Origin of the sequence: Ureibacillus chungkukjangi (genome assembly GCF_044795995.1) — a bacterium.
Classification (GTDB): domain Bacteria; phylum Bacillota; class Bacilli; order Bacillales_A; family Planococcaceae; genus Ureibacillus; species Ureibacillus chungkukjangi.
In genome coordinates this window covers 2,131,461-2,146,824 of sequence record NZ_CP085009.1, presented here as the reverse complement: position 1 = coordinate 2,146,824, position 15,364 = coordinate 2,131,461, and the positions used below count along the sequence as shown (strand labels likewise).

The window sequence follows — 15,364 nt, the reverse complement described above, 5'->3', positions numbered from 1 at the left end:
TAGGTGGTTACATGAAAAGTAAAATAATTAGTTATTTATTCATATTTGTCATTCTATTGGCAGTTGCTGGCGTTTCGATTTCAATGACCCCAACTAAAAACTTAGATGAAGTAGATATACACACATCTAATAAGCCAGTCATCTTGCTCACAGTAGATTCTCTTATGAGTGAGCCACTACAGAAGATTATTGAGGAAGGTGATGCTCCAGCCTTATCTTTTTTAATGAATAATGGTCATTATCTATCGGATGTTATAAGCTCTTATCCAACGATGTCTGTGACAATTGATAGCACAATCCTAACAGGAACCTATGCAGATCAACATAATGTCCCAGGGTTAATTTGGTTCAACAATGAGGGAAATCAAATGATCAGCTATGGAAGTGGGATGCGGGAAATATGGCATAATGGTGTGAAAAACGTAGTCAGGGATAGTATTATCAATTTGAATAATGAACATTTGAACCCAAAAATTAAAACGATTTACGAAGAGCTTGCGGACTCAGATATAAAAGCTGCATCTATAAATGGTTTAATTTTTAGAGGAGATACAACCCACCATTTGAATGTTCCCAGAATGCTATCATTCGTGAACCTCCTTCCAAAGAATATTGAGGTAGATGGACCGCAGCTTTTTTCTCTAGGGGCTTTATCACAATATAATTCGGCTAATGATAAGCATAAATTTATATGGAACCGTATGGGTCTTAATAATAATTTTACCGTAAGCGAATTAAAGTATCTAATAGAACAAAATAAATTGCCTCCCTTTACTCTTGCATATCTACCAGATCTCGATATGAAGGTGCATAAAAATGGACCAGAAGAGCTAAAGGCAATAAAGGACGTAGATCTTTCCATTCAAGAGCTTCTAAATCAATTTCCATCATGGGAAGAGGCGGTTAAAGAAGTAGTATGGGTTGTAATGGGCGATAGTGCACAATCGCTTGTTGAGAAGGACAAGAAAGAGGGACTAATTGATTTAAACGAATTACTGAATGATTTTTCATTTTGGAATAAGAAAAATCCAGAAGGGCAGTTAGCTATCGCAATAAATGAACGTATGGCCTATATTAACCTAATAGATGAGAATATGGATATTGACTCAATAATCGAGATACTAAAAGAGGACAAGCGAATTGGCTTTATTTCATGGGCTGATAATAATGGCAATTATGTTGCTAGTCCTGAAAAGGAAACCGTTCTATCGTTTTCAACAAAGGGAGACCAAAAAGATTTATTTAATCAAAACTGGCATCTAGAAGGTGATCTATCAATTTTGGATATTTCAATTTCAGAGGATGAAACTATTCAATATAGTAGCTATCCAGATGCCCTAGCGAGACTAAATGGAGCGCTGCATTCCCATGAGGGGCGATTTATAATAGTAGATGCCAAGCCTTCCTATGAATTTATTGAAGAGCATAGTCGTGATCATGCAGGGGGAGGGGCACACGGCTCGCTTCATGAGGTTGACTCAATTGTACCCCTAATAATTGCCGGAAGTGATGTGAAACCGAAATACAATCGCCTAGTTGATTTTAAAAATTGGTTAATAGAAATTGTTGGTCCATCAATATAAGTTTGGTGGGCTTTTCTTTTTCATATTTTTAAATTTTTATAATTGAATAATTGTGGTAATGGATTTTCATACTACTCTTTGATGGATGAGAACAGATAAATTTTTATCCTGATTACTAAGGAGAATGGCTAGAAGCTTTTGTAGGACAAGTTTTCTAGTAAGAATAAAATTTGGAGGTATATGAAATTGACTAAAGAACCGATTACAGTGGCTGCGATTATAAACGGTGAGAAAATACACACAGAAAAGAAAATACAGCGAGAAAATCCAACCCATCCAAATGAAATTGTAGGTTACGCGCCAAATAATACAAGAGAAGAAACAATTCAAGCTATTGATGCAGCTTTTAATGCTTTTAAAACTTGGGCATGGACTGATGTGGATGATCGTATTAATAGAATGAGAACGGCTATTCAAAAAATCAAGGATGCAACTCCTGAAATTGCTGAATTATTATCCCGTGAGCACGGTAAAGCACTTTACGATTCTCAGGGTGAAATCGCCATTTCTCTTATGTGGATGGAGTTTGCCTGTGATCATGTTAAAAAAGTGACAGCACCGGAAACGATGGAGCATGAAAATGGCAAGACAATAATAACGCATGATCCAATCGGAGTAGTTTCTGCAATCACCCCCTGGAACTACCCACTATCCCTTTCTACTATCAAAATTGCACCTGCTTTGTTAACTGGGAATACGATGGTTTTAAAGCCAAGCCCATTAGCACCTTTAGCGGTAAGTCGAGTTACAGAAATTATTGCTGATGAGTTTCCTCCTGGTGTGTTAAATCTTGTAAATGGAGATGCCGAAGTTGGTGTGGAGTTAACTTCAAATGAAAAGGTAGCAAAAATCGCCTTTACAGGTGGAACAAAGACTGCTAAGCATATTATGAAAGCTGCATCTGATACTATTAAGAAAATGACATTAGAGCTTGGTGGTAATGATGCAGCAATCGTCTTAGAGGATTTTGATGTAAACGATGAACGCGCTTTAAGAAGAATGGTCATTTCAAACTTTTTAACAGCCGGACAAATTTGTATGATTGCTAAACGAGTATATGTTCATCGTTCGATTTATGATGCTTTTGTAGAGAAATATATCGAAGCAGCCAATAAGTGGATACGAGTAGGGGACCCGTTTAACCCGGATGTTACTGTTGGTCCTGTTAATAATAAGAACCAAGTAGACTATGTGAAGAGCCTAATTGAAGATGCAAAAAGCAAAGGGGCAAAGGTTATTCCATTAGGTACAATTTTAAATCCAGAATTGATGGAAAACGGTTACTTCCTGCAACCGACTCTAGTATTAGATGCGGACTATCAGGATCCAATTGTAGTGGAGGAGCAATTCGGCCCTACTGTACCAATCCTACCATTTGACGATGAAGAGCAAGTAATTGAACTGCACAACGAAAGCATTTATGGTTTAACGAGCTCTGTTTGGGGGGAACAGGAGCATGCGATTAGTGTAGCCCGCCGTATTGAAGCAGGAACAACAATGATTAACACAGCTGCTGTTCAAGGGCTAGATGTTCGTTTCCCATTTGGTGGAGTTAAACAGTCAGGGGTTGGACGTGAATATGGTGAAGATGGTATTAAATCCTACACTGAAACACACGTCATTAACTTACCAAACAACTTAGAATTGCCGTATATTCCAGAATAAACATATCAAAGCATCTGTAAATTTTTGTAGATGCCTTTTAATATTAAGCGGAAAAGGGTGAGGAGAAAGTACAAGGAACGCTTTGCTACATTGTGGAGCTTAGAGTTATGTTGGAATGTCGTAAACGAGTGCGGATTGCTACAGTGTGGAGTGAGAATTCAGTTATATCGTAGCAATGGTGAATGGATTGCTACAGTGTGGAGTGAAAATTGAGTTGTATCGTAGCAATCATGGATATATTGCTACCATCCGAAGTGAGAATTCAGTTATATCGTAGCAATCAGGAATGTTTTGCTACCATGCGGAGTGAGAATTGAGTTGTATCGTAGCAATCAGGCTAGCTTTGCTACCATGCGGAGTGAGAATTGAGTTGTATCGTAGCAATCATGGATATATTGCTACCATCCGAAGTGAGAATTCAGTTATATCGTAGCAATCAGTCAAGCTTTGCTACCGTGCGGAGCGAGAATCCAGTTGTATCGTAGCAATCAGGCAAGCTTTGCTACCATGCGGAGCGAGAATTCAGTTGTATCGTAGCAATCAGGAATGTTTTGCTACCATGTGGAGTGAAAATTTAGTTGTATCGTAGCAATCAAACAAGCTTTGCTACCATGCGGAGTGATATTCTACTCGAGTCGTCGCTATCTCATCACAAGCATTAATATCATCCCTTCAATTGAATATATATTCAGTATAAAATAGTATATTTCCCTTAAATTCACACAGAATAAGTAATAGTTATTAAAATTTTATTTGTTTTGTAGCTCACCTGTGTTTCGAAAGGAAGTTGGATTTTTGAACCTGTTTCGAGGCGATGCGCATAAAATTTATTGTCATCTAAAAAAGAATTCCGCTAGTATAGCTAGTTCAAAGTATTTAAAGGAAATGAAGGAAGTACGAGATTTTTATCAATCCATTACGAGTGACATATTAAAGCTAATATTTTATCGGCTGATTAAGGAGAAAAATGGGTCGGGCATGATCCCGGTATATGTTTCTTCGATTCCATTTTTATTTCTTATCTTTTCTAATAGCTTACAAAAACATTTATTTGCGCAGGGGAGCAAGTATTGGTTAATTTTTATTGTGATTTATCTTGGGGGGATTACCTTCAGTTTATTCTTGCATTTTCGAGAGAAGGCTTGGGCTGCATCTCATATTGAAATCATTCAGGATATATTAACCGAACGTAAAGATAATTAGAGCCTTTCTCTTAAAGAGAAAGGCTCCATTTTTTATTGAATCGCTTTTTGTAAAGTTGCAAAGTAGGGAGCTTGTCCGATGCGGAAGTAAGTGAGTAAATAGCCATCAAGAGCAATAACCTGTCCGTTTTGGAAGGCATTATAATCAATCGTAAATGGAATGATAAGTGAATGTTTAAAGAATTCCTTTTCACTTAAGTCTAATTGAGCAAATTCTTCACCTGCAAGAGATGGTGTTTCTTTTAATAAGCTATAGATTTCTTTTTGTACGTCACGAGAAACGCGCTCGTCCCACCAAAGCTTTCGAGGCTGGAATTGCTGTCTTGAAAGATAGTCAAGCTGCATCAGGCTTCGTACAATTTTCAAGTTAACATTAGGCTGAGTAGCTAAAAATTCCTCCAAACGTTTAAATAAATCCTCAAGCTGATGTCCGATTCGAGACCAGCCCTTATGCTCCCAGTAAGTTCCGAAGTTTTGGAAGAAATCAAATGGTGTTTCAAACACTTCCGTTACCAGATATTCAATCGTATTATCCATGCGATGGTCATTCCAATATTTCTCTAGTACATCTTCTGCGTGCTTGATGCGAATAATTTCATCAAATGTCAGGACATTGTTTGAAAAGATCTCGTATGGTGCCAAATCCACATATGTGTAGCCGTATTGCTCAGCCTGTACGCGAAGCCCTGTTCCGCGCAATAGCTTTAAGAAGCCAAGCTGAAGTTCCTCTGGGCGCATTGCAAACACATCATTAAAGGTTTGTCTGAAGCTATCATAATCTTCTTCTGGAAGACCAGCGATCAAATCAAGATGCTGATCGATTTTACCGCCTTCTTTTACCATTGTTACAGTACGTTTCAGCTTTTCGAAGTTTTGACGACGTTTTACTAATTCATTTGTTAAATCATTAGTAGATTGTACCCCGATTTCAAAGCGGAACAGGCCATGGGGAGCGTTGTCATTCAAGAATTGAATTACTTCTGGGCGCATAATATCAGCTGTAATCTCAAATTGGAACACAACACCTGGTTTATGCTCATCAATTAAAAATTGGAACATTTCCATTGCATAGCTACGGCTAATATTAAAAGTACGATCGACAAATTTAATCGTTTTTGCGCCATTGTCCATTAAATAACGAATTTCTTCTTTGATTTTATCTCGGTTAAAGTAACGAACGCCGACTTCGATAGAGGAAAGACAGAATTGACATGAAAATGGACACCCACGACTTGTTTCGATATATTGAATTCGCTTTCCTAAAGAGGCACGATCCTCCTCAAAACGATAAGGGCTTGGAAGCTCACGTAAATCGACCTTCTTTGGCTGAGCATGGATTTTCATCTTGCCATCCAGTAAATAACAAATCCCTGGTACATCTTCTAATGGTACCTCTCCATTAATATGCTGCAGTAATATTTTGAAGGAAAGCTCACCTTCACCCATTACAATATAATCTACTTCAGGAATTCTTCGTAACCAATCGTGAACATCATAAGAAACTTCAGGACCCCCTAAAATGATTTTCGTATTTGGCGAAACTGTTTTGAGCATTCGGATGACACCGATTGTTTCTTCAATGTTCCATATATAGCAACTGAATCCAACAACATCTGGTTTATGCTGATATAAATCAGAAACAATATTAAATGCGGGATCTTTAATTGTATATTCAATAATTTTTGGGTCAAATTCAGGCTGCGCAGAACCTTTTAAATAACGTAACGCCAAGTTCGTATGTATATATTTGGCGTTCAATGTTGTAAGAACTATCTTCATGAATGAATCTCCTTTTTTGACACTTATCAAGATATAACTATACGATTTTTAATGGGTAACGTCTAGGGATTATGTATTTTCAGGAGGGAAGGGGGAGTATCTCCAAAAAAATAATGCTGCATTTTATGAGCTATTTGCTTGAATAATTGATTAGTTGTAATACAATTGACTAGTCAACTATTGTTTGGTCATTGGTTAGGAGGGAAGTAATGCAACAATCATGCGAGGAGATAAAACATATTTTTTTAATGCTTAAAAATATTGATAGACAAGTCACCCAAAACTTTGAAAAGCGAACTGGGATTAGTTTGACTAGATATGAAATGTTGCACACATTACTAACTAAAGGACAGCTTTCTCAAATTGAGTTGCAGCAATTCTTAAAGATTGACCAAGCTGCAATTACGAGGCACTTAAAAATACTTGAAGAGAAGAGTTTTGTAATTCGTACTCGGAATAAGCAAAATAACCGTGAAGTGATAGTACAAATCACGGATACTGGTAAAAGTGTATTGGGGGACTGTGATTTAGATAGAAAGCAATTTTTTGATGAAATGTTTAACAATTTTACCGATCAAGACATAAAGCATCTTCAACTATTAGTTAGAAAACTTAAGGATAACACTGAACTAAAATTTATATAAAAGAACACTGAAAGAGGTTTGAAAAATGACAACTACACTAAAAACAATTGAACAATTAATGCATGAAAGAAACTCTGTTCGTAAATATAAAGAGGGTGTTGTTATTCCACATGAAAAACTACATACTCTATTACAAAATGCAATATCAGCGCCTTCATCGAGCAACATGCAACCTTGGCGATTTATAGTTATTGAAGATCAACAGGTAAAAAAAGAATTACGTGAAATCGCAAATAATCAGGAGCAAGTTGAGACTTCTTCAGCAATTATTGCAGTGCTGGGAGATCTTGAAATGTACAAAAAAGCAGAACAAATTTATGATGCAAATTTTGAGCATGGTTTTATGTCAAGAGAAATTGCGGATTTAATGATTAAAAATTCACTGGCGTTATATGGAGGCTTACCTGAAGAGGTATTATCAAGACTTATTCATTTTGATACTGGCCTGGTATCCATGCAAATTATGTTGTTAGCTAAAGATATGGGATATGATACAGTACCAATGGGTGGTTTTGACAAAGTTAAATTTGCAGAGAAGTTTAACTTACCTAAAAATGAAATTCCGATTTTGTTAATCGCAATTGGCGAGGCTGATGCTCCTGCATATGGGTCATCACGTTTACCTCTCGAACAAATAATAAGATACATATAGGAATCTCATCTATAAAATCTAATATTATTTATTACAGAGCCACAATCCATTACCAAATGGATTTGTGGCTTTTGTTATTCATTTATTTACTATTTAAAGGTTGAAAAGCAACAACTTACATATGACTCACGATATGTGTAGTTAATTATCAATTTTAAGTTTATGTTACATTACAATTTTTGGAATTCTTCTAAAAATGCTGAATATATATGAGGTAGAGAGGGGGATTTTCTATCACAAAGAAAATACTTTTGTTTTGTGACCCTGGAATTGACGATTCCTTGGCAATTATGTATGCAATACTTGATCCGGAAATTGAATTGGTTGGAATTGTTGCAAGTTATGGAAATGTCACAAAGGATCAAGCTACAGCGAATGCTGCCTATTTGCTAGAATTGGCGGGCAGAAGTGATATTCCTGTTATTCCGGGTGCATCGATGCCTGTTACAGAAGAAGAAACTGTATTTTACCCTGAAATTCATGGGCAAGAGGGTATAGGACCGATTCAACCACCTGAAAATTTTCAATATCGGATTTATCCATTTGATATGATTCGTCACATTATAGAAAAATATAAAGATGAAGTAATAATTGTCGATACCGGTCGTTCCACAACACTTGCTACTGCCTTTATTCTATTTCCGGAATATATAGAAATGGTAAATTCCTTTTATGTTATGGGTGGTGCATTTTTTGTGCCGGGGAATGCAACAGCACTCGCAGAAGCAAACTTTTACGGGGATCCTACTTCATCCAATTTTGTGTTGAAGTATGCTCATAATCTTACTATTACTCCTTTAAATGTAACGCAGCAAGCAGTACTTACAGAAGAAATGGTACGTGCCATTTCCAATAACGATAAAAATATGTATGCCAATTTATTAGAGCCTATATTCCAATATTATTTTGATTTTTATAAGAAATCTGTGCCAGGAATTCAAGGTGCTCCAATCCATGATTTACTAACTGTTATGGTTGTAAAGAATCCTAGTATTGTTGAGTACATATATTATGACGCAACAGTAATCGAAGCAACAGAGGCAAAGGGAATGTCTTATATCGATTATCGACCAACAGCGGAAAAAGGAAAGACTAGGATAGCAGTTAAGCTTCATTATGAGGCATTTATAGAAGAGCTGAGAAAGGTTATGGTGCAGGATTAATAGCCGCTTTTAAGCTTAGATTGAAAATAAGGAGCAAACCAGTTGACTTCAACTATGTTTGCTCCTTATTTGAAATAAGATTGTTCTGATCGAATAAACTTAAAAACACTTCTACAAGCTCTGGATCAAATTGCTTTCCTTTGTTTTTTCGTATTTCATTGATCGCATATTCCAAATCAAGCTCGTCTCTATATACACGTTTCGTAGTCATTGCATCAAAACTATCAGCTATAGCTACTATCCGAGCAAAAAGGGGGATTTGTTTGCCCTTTAATCCCATTGGATATCCATTTCCATCGTATCTTTCGTGATGGTATAAAACGATATCTAATACACCGTTTTTATGAAAATTAACTATATGCTTAATCATATTGTGTCCAAGTATTGGATGGTTTTTAATGATTTCATATTCTTCATCTGTCAATTTATCTTGCTTAGTCAATATATTTTCTGGTATTCCTATTTTTCCAATATCGTGAAGCAAGGCACCTTTACGAATAATCTCGCAACTCAAATTTGGCAAATTCAATTTCCTTGCGATTTGAACAGAGTATTTTGCAACGTTTTCAGAATGATGCAGAGTGTAGTGGTCTCTGGAATCTAATGCATTGGCGAGCGCGATTGTTAACTCTAAGTTATCCTCCTCCACCTTTTGTACATATTTCATTAAACCGGTTGATATGAGCATTATTATTAAATAGGTAAGAAAATGAATAAGAAAAACCCCAAAGGTAGATGTAGAATCTGTTATCAAAAAAAACCTGCAAGTTACTATGATAAATGTAAGCAATATTAAAAACCAAAGAGGCTTATCATAGAAGCCAATACCTAAAAATATCACAGAAAATATATATAATATGTAGAAATTACTTCCTCCATGAATAATAATGCTGTTTAAAATTACAGCAAGAGAAAATACAAAATAAAAACAATATCGAAAATAGAGAGGGTTATATAAATGACTACTAAAAAAATTTTTTTTACTCATAAATCCTCCATCAAAGCTATAACTTTAAACCAACCTAAGCTAATTATGTCCCAACTCATTTAATACTATGTACCAGGTACACAAACAATTTAGGAACAATTCTGAATATTCACATTTGTTTGTGTACCTGGCACACAAACAGCACACAAACATTTTTGACTAATTAGTGGATAAAATGTGACGAAATTGTTAATAAAATGTGGCTAAATTGTGAAGGAGGTTGTATACTATATATAAATAGTCCAAGAAGGAGTGATTTTCAATGTTCAATTTATACACAAAACTTTCTGGGATGCTTGTGGCTCTAGGTATAATTCTTGTTATTGCTAGCTTTTATATAAACTTCTCAATATGGTACGGAATTGAAATCGCAAAATGTGGTGGAGCATTATTTATCATGTTCTTATTTTTACAATTACTGTCTGAACATGAATCAGAAAAATCTAATCGAAGTATAGCTAAATAGAAGAAAAATTATCAAAAGAATCGCTATAAAAGCATACCGATATTAGGCATGGTCATTCAGAAATAAGAATGACTCATGCCTCTTTTCATTTTCAGCCAAATACCACCAAAAGATTTATTTCCAAATACTGGATAAATAGTATAATGAGGATATTAATAAAAAGGGGCTTACTATGTATAGGTTTATTTCACTATTATTGGCTTTTATTTTCGTCATTACAGGCTGCGAAAACAATTCTATATCTATGGTATCGGGGGAGACCGAGGAGCAAGAAGCACAGCTAGAATCTGAACAATCACCAAATCCACAAGAAACGGAAATTATTGAAGAACCACAAACACCTGTAAAGCTTTTCGAATTATCTGGAGCTGAGGATTTGGCATACAGCAATTTTCAAAAGAATTTTGACTTATCCCATTTAAAGCAGTTAGAGCCACTATCAATTGCAAAGATCTATGTTCAGGCTGGAATCGATGAAAAGTACAATCTGCAATATGCTCTATACACTGATAGAGAAGAGCTTATTTCATGGAGCAAAGAAGAAGATGAGGCCATTCCAAAAGCTGATAGAGGAACGAAGGAGCAGCAACTGAAAACCTTTAACAACATTGACAATGGAAATTTCATTCAAACGAGTGAGTACGAAGGCTATATCGAGTATAATCCAAATCCTAAAGAGGGAAATGGTAAATCAGGATTTCAATTAGTCATGAATAAAGATGGGATATGGCAAGTGAGCTTTATGCCAATACAATAAATGATACGAAAACAAAGAAAAAGCAAGAGCAGCCTGTTATGAGGTGCTCTTGCTTTTTTAATTACAGTATTACATATCCCAAAGAAGAATTAGCAGCGTACCAAATACGGTAACGAGTGCAATTACTACAGCATAAAGGATATTTGTATAGATGGCTTTTCCATCCTTAGACTCTCCAGCATGCATGAATACAACAATTTGTAGAAAGGCTTGGATAAAGGCCGTTGCTAATAAAATCGTCATACCAACTGTGAAGGTCATATCAGTAAAGTAAACTAATAATGCAATAGCAGTTAAGACTAATGATGCAACAAAGCCTATAACCTGTTTTGCAGGGAATAATTCTTTCATATTACATCATTCCTTTCAGATAGATGAAGCTGAAGATAAAGATCCAAACAACATCTAAGAAATGCCAGTAAAGAGAGAAAATAAATGATTTATTTGCTGTTTCTGGTGTTAAACCACGTTTTTTAACTTGAAGAATAATAAATGTTCCCCAGAATAAACCTAAAGTAACGTGAGCACCATGTGTTCCTAAAGTTGTTAAAAGTGCTGCAGTGAAGGCACTTGTTTGATAAGTTGCACCAATATGGTAGTAATGCATAAATTCATAAATCTCTACGCCCAAGAAGCAAAGACCAAGGAGTAGGGTAATTGTAAAGAATGTTAGCATTGCATTTTTGCGACCAAGTCTCATTGCATGAATACCAAGTCCGATTGTAAAACTACTTGTTAATAAAACAAGTGTTTCAATTAGAACAGGCGTGATTTCAAAAATTTCAGCAGGAGCTGGGCCAGAACCAGTACGGCCTTCAAGCGTGAAGTATGCTGTGAACAGGGTAGCAAACAGCATAATTTCAGCACCTAAGAAAATCCAGAATCCTAATATATTTAACTGATTTTGTTGAGTACTATACTCAAGAGGCTGCGAATTATCGATATGCATTATTTTGCACCTCCAAGTTTTTCTTCAGTTTCAATGATTTCCTTCACCGAAATATGGCGTCCATGATCTTTCTCGAAGGAACGCATTGCCATACAAATGAAGATACCGATAAGTGAAATCACTGCTGGAACCCATAATGCGAAGATGAATGAGAATCCGGCAACGAAGAAGATCATACCCATAACGAATGGAATTCCACTATTATTAGGCATATGAATTTCTTCTATTTCACCCTTAAACAATTCGTGACCATTTTTCTTTGAGTCCCAGAATGTTTCACTTGAACTGATTTGAGGTGTTCGAGCAAAGTTGTATTCTGGAACTGGAGTGTGAGTAGCCCATTCTAAAGAGCGAGCATCCCATGGGTCACTACCGATATCTCTTGACGAGTTTTTAAAGCTATAGTAAATGTTATACACTATTGTCACAAATCCGATTGCCATTAAAGCAGCACCAGCGAATGACAGCATATTTAATGCACCAAAGCCAGTTGCTTCAGAGTAAGTGTACATACGACGTGCTTGACCGTCTAAACCTGTGATATACATAGGGAAGAAGGCAAGTACGAAACCAACTGTTAATAACCAGAACGTAACTTTACCGATTTTTTCATTTAAAATGAATCCAAAGAATTTTGGCCAGTAGAAAGTTAAACCTGCTAGCATAGCGAATACTACACCAGGAATAATTGTATTATGGAAATGGGCTACTAAGAACATTGTATTATGATATTGATAGTCAGCCGCTGACATCGCTAGCATTACACCTGTAACCCCACCAATAGTAAATAATGGAATAAAGGCTACTGAGTATAGCATAGGGACTGTAAAGCGAATTTTCCCTTTCCACATTGTAAATAACCAGTTAAAGATTTTAACCCCTGTCGGAACAGCAATCGCCATTGTAGTAATAGAGAATATGCTGTTTGTTAATGCGCCTTGACCCATCGTGAAGAAATGGTGAGTCCAAACTAAGAACGACAGAAGTGAAATCAGTACCATTGACCAAACCATAGATGAATAGCCATATAGGTTACGTTTTGAGAAGGTTGAGATGATTTCACTGTAAAGACCAAATGCCGGTAAGATTAAGATATAAACCTCAGGATGTCCCCAAATCCAGAAGAAGTTGGCCCAAAGCATATCCATACCACCGTTATCTGTAGTAAAGAAATTTGTTGCAAATAAGCGATCTGTTGTCCCCATTAATAGTGCAACTGTTAATACAGGGAATGCGAAAACGATAATTACGTTAGCAATAAATGCCGACCAAGTAAACATTGGCATTTTCATTAGTGTCATACCAGGTGCACGCATTTTTAAAATCGTAGTACACATGTTAATACCAGTCATTAAAGACCCAATCCCTGAAATTTGGATCGCTAGCATATAATAATTCGTCCCTACAGATTCACTAAAATCGTTACCTGCAAGAGGGAAGTAGGAAGTCCAACCAGCGTCTGGTGAACCACCAATGACGAATGAGATATTAAATAACATTGCTCCGGCAAAGAATAACCAGAAGCTTAAAGCGTTTAAGCGTGGGAATGCAACATCTCGTGCACCGATTTGTAATGGTACGATTAGGTTCATAAATGCAAAGATAAATGGCATAGCCATAAAGATAATCATAACAACACCATGAGTTGTGAAAATTTCGTTATAGTGTTGTGCATCTAATAATTTCATATCCGGTGCAGACAGCTGAGCACGCATCATAATGGCATCAGCACCACCGCGGAATAACATAAGTAGGGCAGAGACTAAGTACATAATCCCGATTTTTTTATGGTCAACAGTTGTTAACCATTCGCGCCATAAATAGCCCCATTTTTTGAAATATGTTAAGCCTGCAAGAATACCAATACTAACTAAAGCAATGGCAACCATTGAGGCATAGATCGCTGGACTTGGATGAGGTATGGCAAATCGTTCTAAGAATTCCATCCTTTTTTCTCCTTTCAAGCTAAAATACTAGTCTTTGAAACTCATCTTTAGCTTTTCAAATTAATGACCGCTGTGGTCTGTTTCATCTTCAGTGTGATCTTCGTGATTTGTATGTTCATGACTTTCATTATTGTCTTCATCAGAAACTTCGTTATGTGCGTGTTCTGGAGCTGGACTAAATTCTAAATGAGTACCCGTAAAGGTCATTTGTCCAAGGTGACCTGGTTCTATTAATTTTTCAAATTCACTTTCAGTAATTGGTTTGGCAGTTTCGTGCACTTCCTTAACCCAATCATCGAAATCTGCTTGAGGCATTGCTGTTACGTTGAACGTATTTTCAGCGAAGCCTTTACCACTAAAGTTCGCATTTCGTCCCATAAATTCTCCAGCAGCATCTGCAGCTAAATGTAAAGTAGTTACCATGTCAGACATTGCATATTTCTGTCCACCAAGCTGTGGAATCCAGAAGCTTGTGATTGGACCGTGAGAATAAAGCTTGAATTCTAACGGACGATCTGTCGGAATATATAGGTAGTTTACTGTTTCAATACCTTCTTCTGGATAACTAAAGTGCCATTTCCAGTCAGAAGAGGAAGCATAGATTACTAAAGGTTCTTGATTTTCATAACCTTCTGGTGCTGATTCAACGATATAATTACTTTTTACAGAGACAAATGATAAATAAGCTACTATTAAAATTGGTACACCTACACAAACAATTTCAACCCATTTATTGCCGTGGATATGTGGTGGTTCGTAATCGTCAGGCAGTTTTGATTCACGATACTTAAATAGAATAAATGTTAAGATGACCATGACAACGATTACTATTACAGACATGATGCCGATTGATAACATAATATCATTCGCTTGTCTTTGGGCTTGTGGACCTTTTGGATCTAAAACTAAAAGTGGTTCACAACCAGCTAATATAAAGACAAATGCCATCATTGACGTTAATAATGTCCATTTTTTTCTCATAAAGATATTCACCTTCCCTTATTAGTCAAAAGAAAATCACCTGTTGACTTCCTCCAACACTATAACTCTATTTTAAGCATTGGAATAGTAAAAACATCGAGAAAAAAGGGAATTCACAAAAGGTTCACCATCTATTCAAAAGTTATTCACATAAAGTTCACGTTTTATCAATATGTAGTGATATTTGTAAGAAAATGGAATGAAAACGCGTTCATTTTCCTTTATTTGTATTAAATGAGGAGGTTTGAGTTGAATTAATTAAGGAGATATTATATCTAAATAAAAAGATCTCTATAAAAAGAGATCTTTTGGTAAGGGTTAATCGTTAATCTTATTATCTTGGTATTCAATTTTCTTTAAAGCTTTTTCAAAATTTTGCTCCTGTGAAATTTCTTCACGGTTATTGATTTTCTTTGGTTTTTTCATTTTTCTAAATGTATTACGTTGCCATTTTGACATTTCTTCACCTCCCCTATGTATTTTGCGCTTATTTCAAATTGTAATTCCTCAGCAAGTTAAACAATAAAAATGAATTTTGTTACAGATTTTCTTTAATTTTTAATTGATTAGCCCTTCCAATTCACTTTAC

At 36.0% G+C, this 15,364-nt stretch carries 15 protein-coding genes; 8 read left to right on the top strand and 7 right to left on the bottom strand.

Annotated features, from left to right (window positions below):
* The first annotated feature begins 11 nt into the window (after positions 1-11).
* The 3 genes from LG296_RS10610 (at position 12) to LG296_RS10600 (ending at position 4,451) form a co-directional block, all read left to right on the top strand.
* On the top strand, positions 12-1,583 hold the full coding sequence (locus LG296_RS10610) for an alkaline phosphatase family protein (protein ID WP_107933261.1): 1,572 nt from the start codon (positions 12-14) through the stop codon (positions 1,581-1,583).
* 186 nt (positions 1,584-1,769) lie between these two features.
* Positions 1,770-3,248, top strand: coding sequence for an aldehyde dehydrogenase family protein (locus LG296_RS10605; protein ID WP_404426985.1), 1,479 nt, complete (start codon positions 1,770-1,772; stop codon positions 3,246-3,248).
* Between the two features lie 885 nt (positions 3,249-4,133).
* Positions 4,134-4,451 carry a hypothetical protein gene (locus LG296_RS10600; protein ID WP_235867584.1) on the top strand — a complete coding sequence of 106 codons (318 nt, stop codon included), beginning with the start codon at positions 4,134-4,136 and terminating at the stop codon, positions 4,449-4,451.
* Positions 4,452-4,483: 32 nt separating this feature from the next.
* Here the strand turns inward: LG296_RS10600 and LG296_RS10595 are convergent, their stop codons facing one another.
* On the bottom strand, positions 4,484-6,229 hold the full coding sequence (locus LG296_RS10595; protein WP_107933267.1) for a B12-binding domain-containing radical SAM protein: 1,746 nt from the start codon (positions 6,227-6,229) through the stop codon (positions 4,484-4,486).
* Between the two features lie 209 nt (positions 6,230-6,438).
* Between LG296_RS10595 and LG296_RS10590 the strand changes: the two genes are divergently transcribed.
* The 3 genes from LG296_RS10590 (at position 6,439) to LG296_RS10580 (ending at position 8,688) form a co-directional block, all read left to right on the top strand.
* Positions 6,439-6,873, top strand: coding sequence for a MarR family winged helix-turn-helix transcriptional regulator (locus LG296_RS10590; protein ID WP_202973771.1), 435 nt, complete (start codon positions 6,439-6,441; stop codon positions 6,871-6,873).
* A 25-nt stretch (positions 6,874-6,898) separates the two neighbouring features.
* The gene (locus tag LG296_RS10585) at positions 6,899-7,525 is read left to right on the top strand and encodes a nitroreductase family protein (RefSeq protein ID WP_107933269.1); all 627 of its coding nucleotides are present in this window, start codon (positions 6,899-6,901) and stop codon (positions 7,523-7,525) included.
* Between the two features lie 233 nt (positions 7,526-7,758).
* Complete coding sequence (locus LG296_RS10580) at positions 7,759-8,688, top strand: nucleoside hydrolase (protein ID WP_107933271.1); 930 nt, start codon at positions 7,759-7,761, stop codon at positions 8,686-8,688.
* A 52-nt stretch (positions 8,689-8,740) separates the two neighbouring features.
* On the opposite strand, the gene LG296_RS10575 is transcribed toward LG296_RS10580, so the two are convergent.
* On the bottom strand, positions 8,741-9,355 hold the full coding sequence (locus LG296_RS10575; RefSeq protein WP_235867585.1) for an HD-GYP domain-containing protein: 615 nt from the start codon (positions 9,353-9,355) through the stop codon (positions 8,741-8,743).
* Positions 9,356-9,938: 583 nt separating this feature from the next.
* On the opposite strand from LG296_RS10575, the gene LG296_RS10570 reads away from it, so the two are divergent.
* Together LG296_RS10570 and LG296_RS10565 are read left to right on the top strand one after the other, a co-directional pair.
* A complete protein-coding gene (locus LG296_RS10570; protein ID WP_107933275.1) occupies positions 9,939-10,142 on the top strand; it encodes a hypothetical protein in 204 nt (67 codons plus the stop codon).
* Between the two features lie 172 nt (positions 10,143-10,314).
* The gene (locus LG296_RS10565; protein ID WP_248283762.1) at positions 10,315-10,899 is read left to right on the top strand and encodes an RNA polymerase subunit sigma; all 585 of its coding nucleotides are present in this window, start codon (positions 10,315-10,317) and stop codon (positions 10,897-10,899) included.
* 69 nt (positions 10,900-10,968) lie between these two features.
* Here LG296_RS10565 and qoxD read toward each other — a convergent pair whose 3' ends face one another.
* The 5 genes from qoxD to LG296_RS10540 form a co-directional block, all read right to left on the bottom strand.
* The gene (gene qoxD, locus LG296_RS10560) at positions 10,969-11,250 is read right to left on the bottom strand and encodes a cytochrome aa3 quinol oxidase subunit IV (protein ID WP_107933277.1); all 282 of its coding nucleotides are present in this window, start codon (positions 11,248-11,250) and stop codon (positions 10,969-10,971) included.
* A gap of 1 nt (position 11,251) precedes the next feature.
* Positions 11,252-11,848, bottom strand: coding sequence for a cytochrome aa3 quinol oxidase subunit III (qoxC, locus tag LG296_RS10555; protein ID WP_107933279.1), 597 nt, complete (start codon positions 11,846-11,848; stop codon positions 11,252-11,254).
* Entirely contained in the window at positions 11,848-13,794 is a 1,947-nt protein-coding gene (qoxB, locus tag LG296_RS10550) for a cytochrome aa3 quinol oxidase subunit I (RefSeq protein ID WP_107933281.1), read from the bottom strand. The genes qoxC and qoxB overlap by 1 nt, the downstream gene beginning before the upstream one ends.
* A gap of 60 nt (positions 13,795-13,854) precedes the next feature.
* Positions 13,855-14,775: a cytochrome aa3 quinol oxidase subunit II gene (gene qoxA, locus LG296_RS10545; RefSeq protein ID WP_107933283.1), complete on the bottom strand. Its 921-nt coding sequence runs from the start codon at positions 14,773-14,775 to the stop codon at positions 13,855-13,857.
* Positions 14,776-15,093: 318 nt separating this feature from the next.
* Positions 15,094-15,234 carry a hypothetical protein gene (locus LG296_RS10540; protein ID WP_181417970.1) on the bottom strand — a complete coding sequence of 47 codons (141 nt, stop codon included), beginning with the start codon at positions 15,232-15,234 and terminating at the stop codon, positions 15,094-15,096.
* Positions 15,235-15,364: the final 130 nt, after the last annotated feature.

Coding starts and splice junctions, on each gene's coding strand:
- LG296_RS10570 (WP_107933275.1), top strand. CDS start 9,939: ATGTTCAATTTATACACAAAACTTTCTGGGATGCTTGTGGCTCTAGGT.
- LG296_RS10585 (WP_107933269.1), top strand. CDS start 6,899: ATGACAACTACACTAAAAACAATTGAACAATTAATGCATGAAAGAAAC.
- LG296_RS10565 (WP_248283762.1), top strand. CDS start 10,315: ATGTATAGGTTTATTTCACTATTATTGGCTTTTATTTTCGTCATTACA.
- LG296_RS10600 (WP_235867584.1), top strand. CDS start 4,134: ATGAAGGAAGTACGAGATTTTTATCAATCCATTACGAGTGACATATTA.
- LG296_RS10540 (WP_181417970.1), bottom strand. CDS start 15,234: ATGTCAAAATGGCAACGTAATACATTTAGAAAAATGAAAAAACCAAAG.
- LG296_RS10595 (WP_107933267.1), bottom strand. CDS start 6,229: ATGAAGATAGTTCTTACAACATTGAACGCCAAATATATACATACGAAC.
- qoxB (WP_107933281.1), bottom strand. CDS start 13,794: ATGGAATTCTTAGAACGATTTGCCATACCTCATCCAAGTCCAGCGATC.
- LG296_RS10590 (WP_202973771.1), top strand. CDS start 6,439: ATGCAACAATCATGCGAGGAGATAAAACATATTTTTTTAATGCTTAAA.
- qoxA (WP_107933283.1), bottom strand. CDS start 14,775: ATGAGAAAAAAATGGACATTATTAACGTCAATGATGGCATTTGTCTTT.
- qoxC (WP_107933279.1), bottom strand. CDS start 11,848: ATGCATATCGATAATTCGCAGCCTCTTGAGTATAGTACTCAACAAAAT.
- LG296_RS10610 (WP_107933261.1), top strand. CDS start 12: ATGAAAAGTAAAATAATTAGTTATTTATTCATATTTGTCATTCTATTG.
- LG296_RS10575 (WP_235867585.1), bottom strand. CDS start 9,355: ATGAAATATGTACAAAAGGTGGAGGAGGATAACTTAGAGTTAACAATC.
- qoxD (WP_107933277.1), bottom strand. CDS start 11,250: ATGAAAGAATTATTCCCTGCAAAACAGGTTATAGGCTTTGTTGCATCA.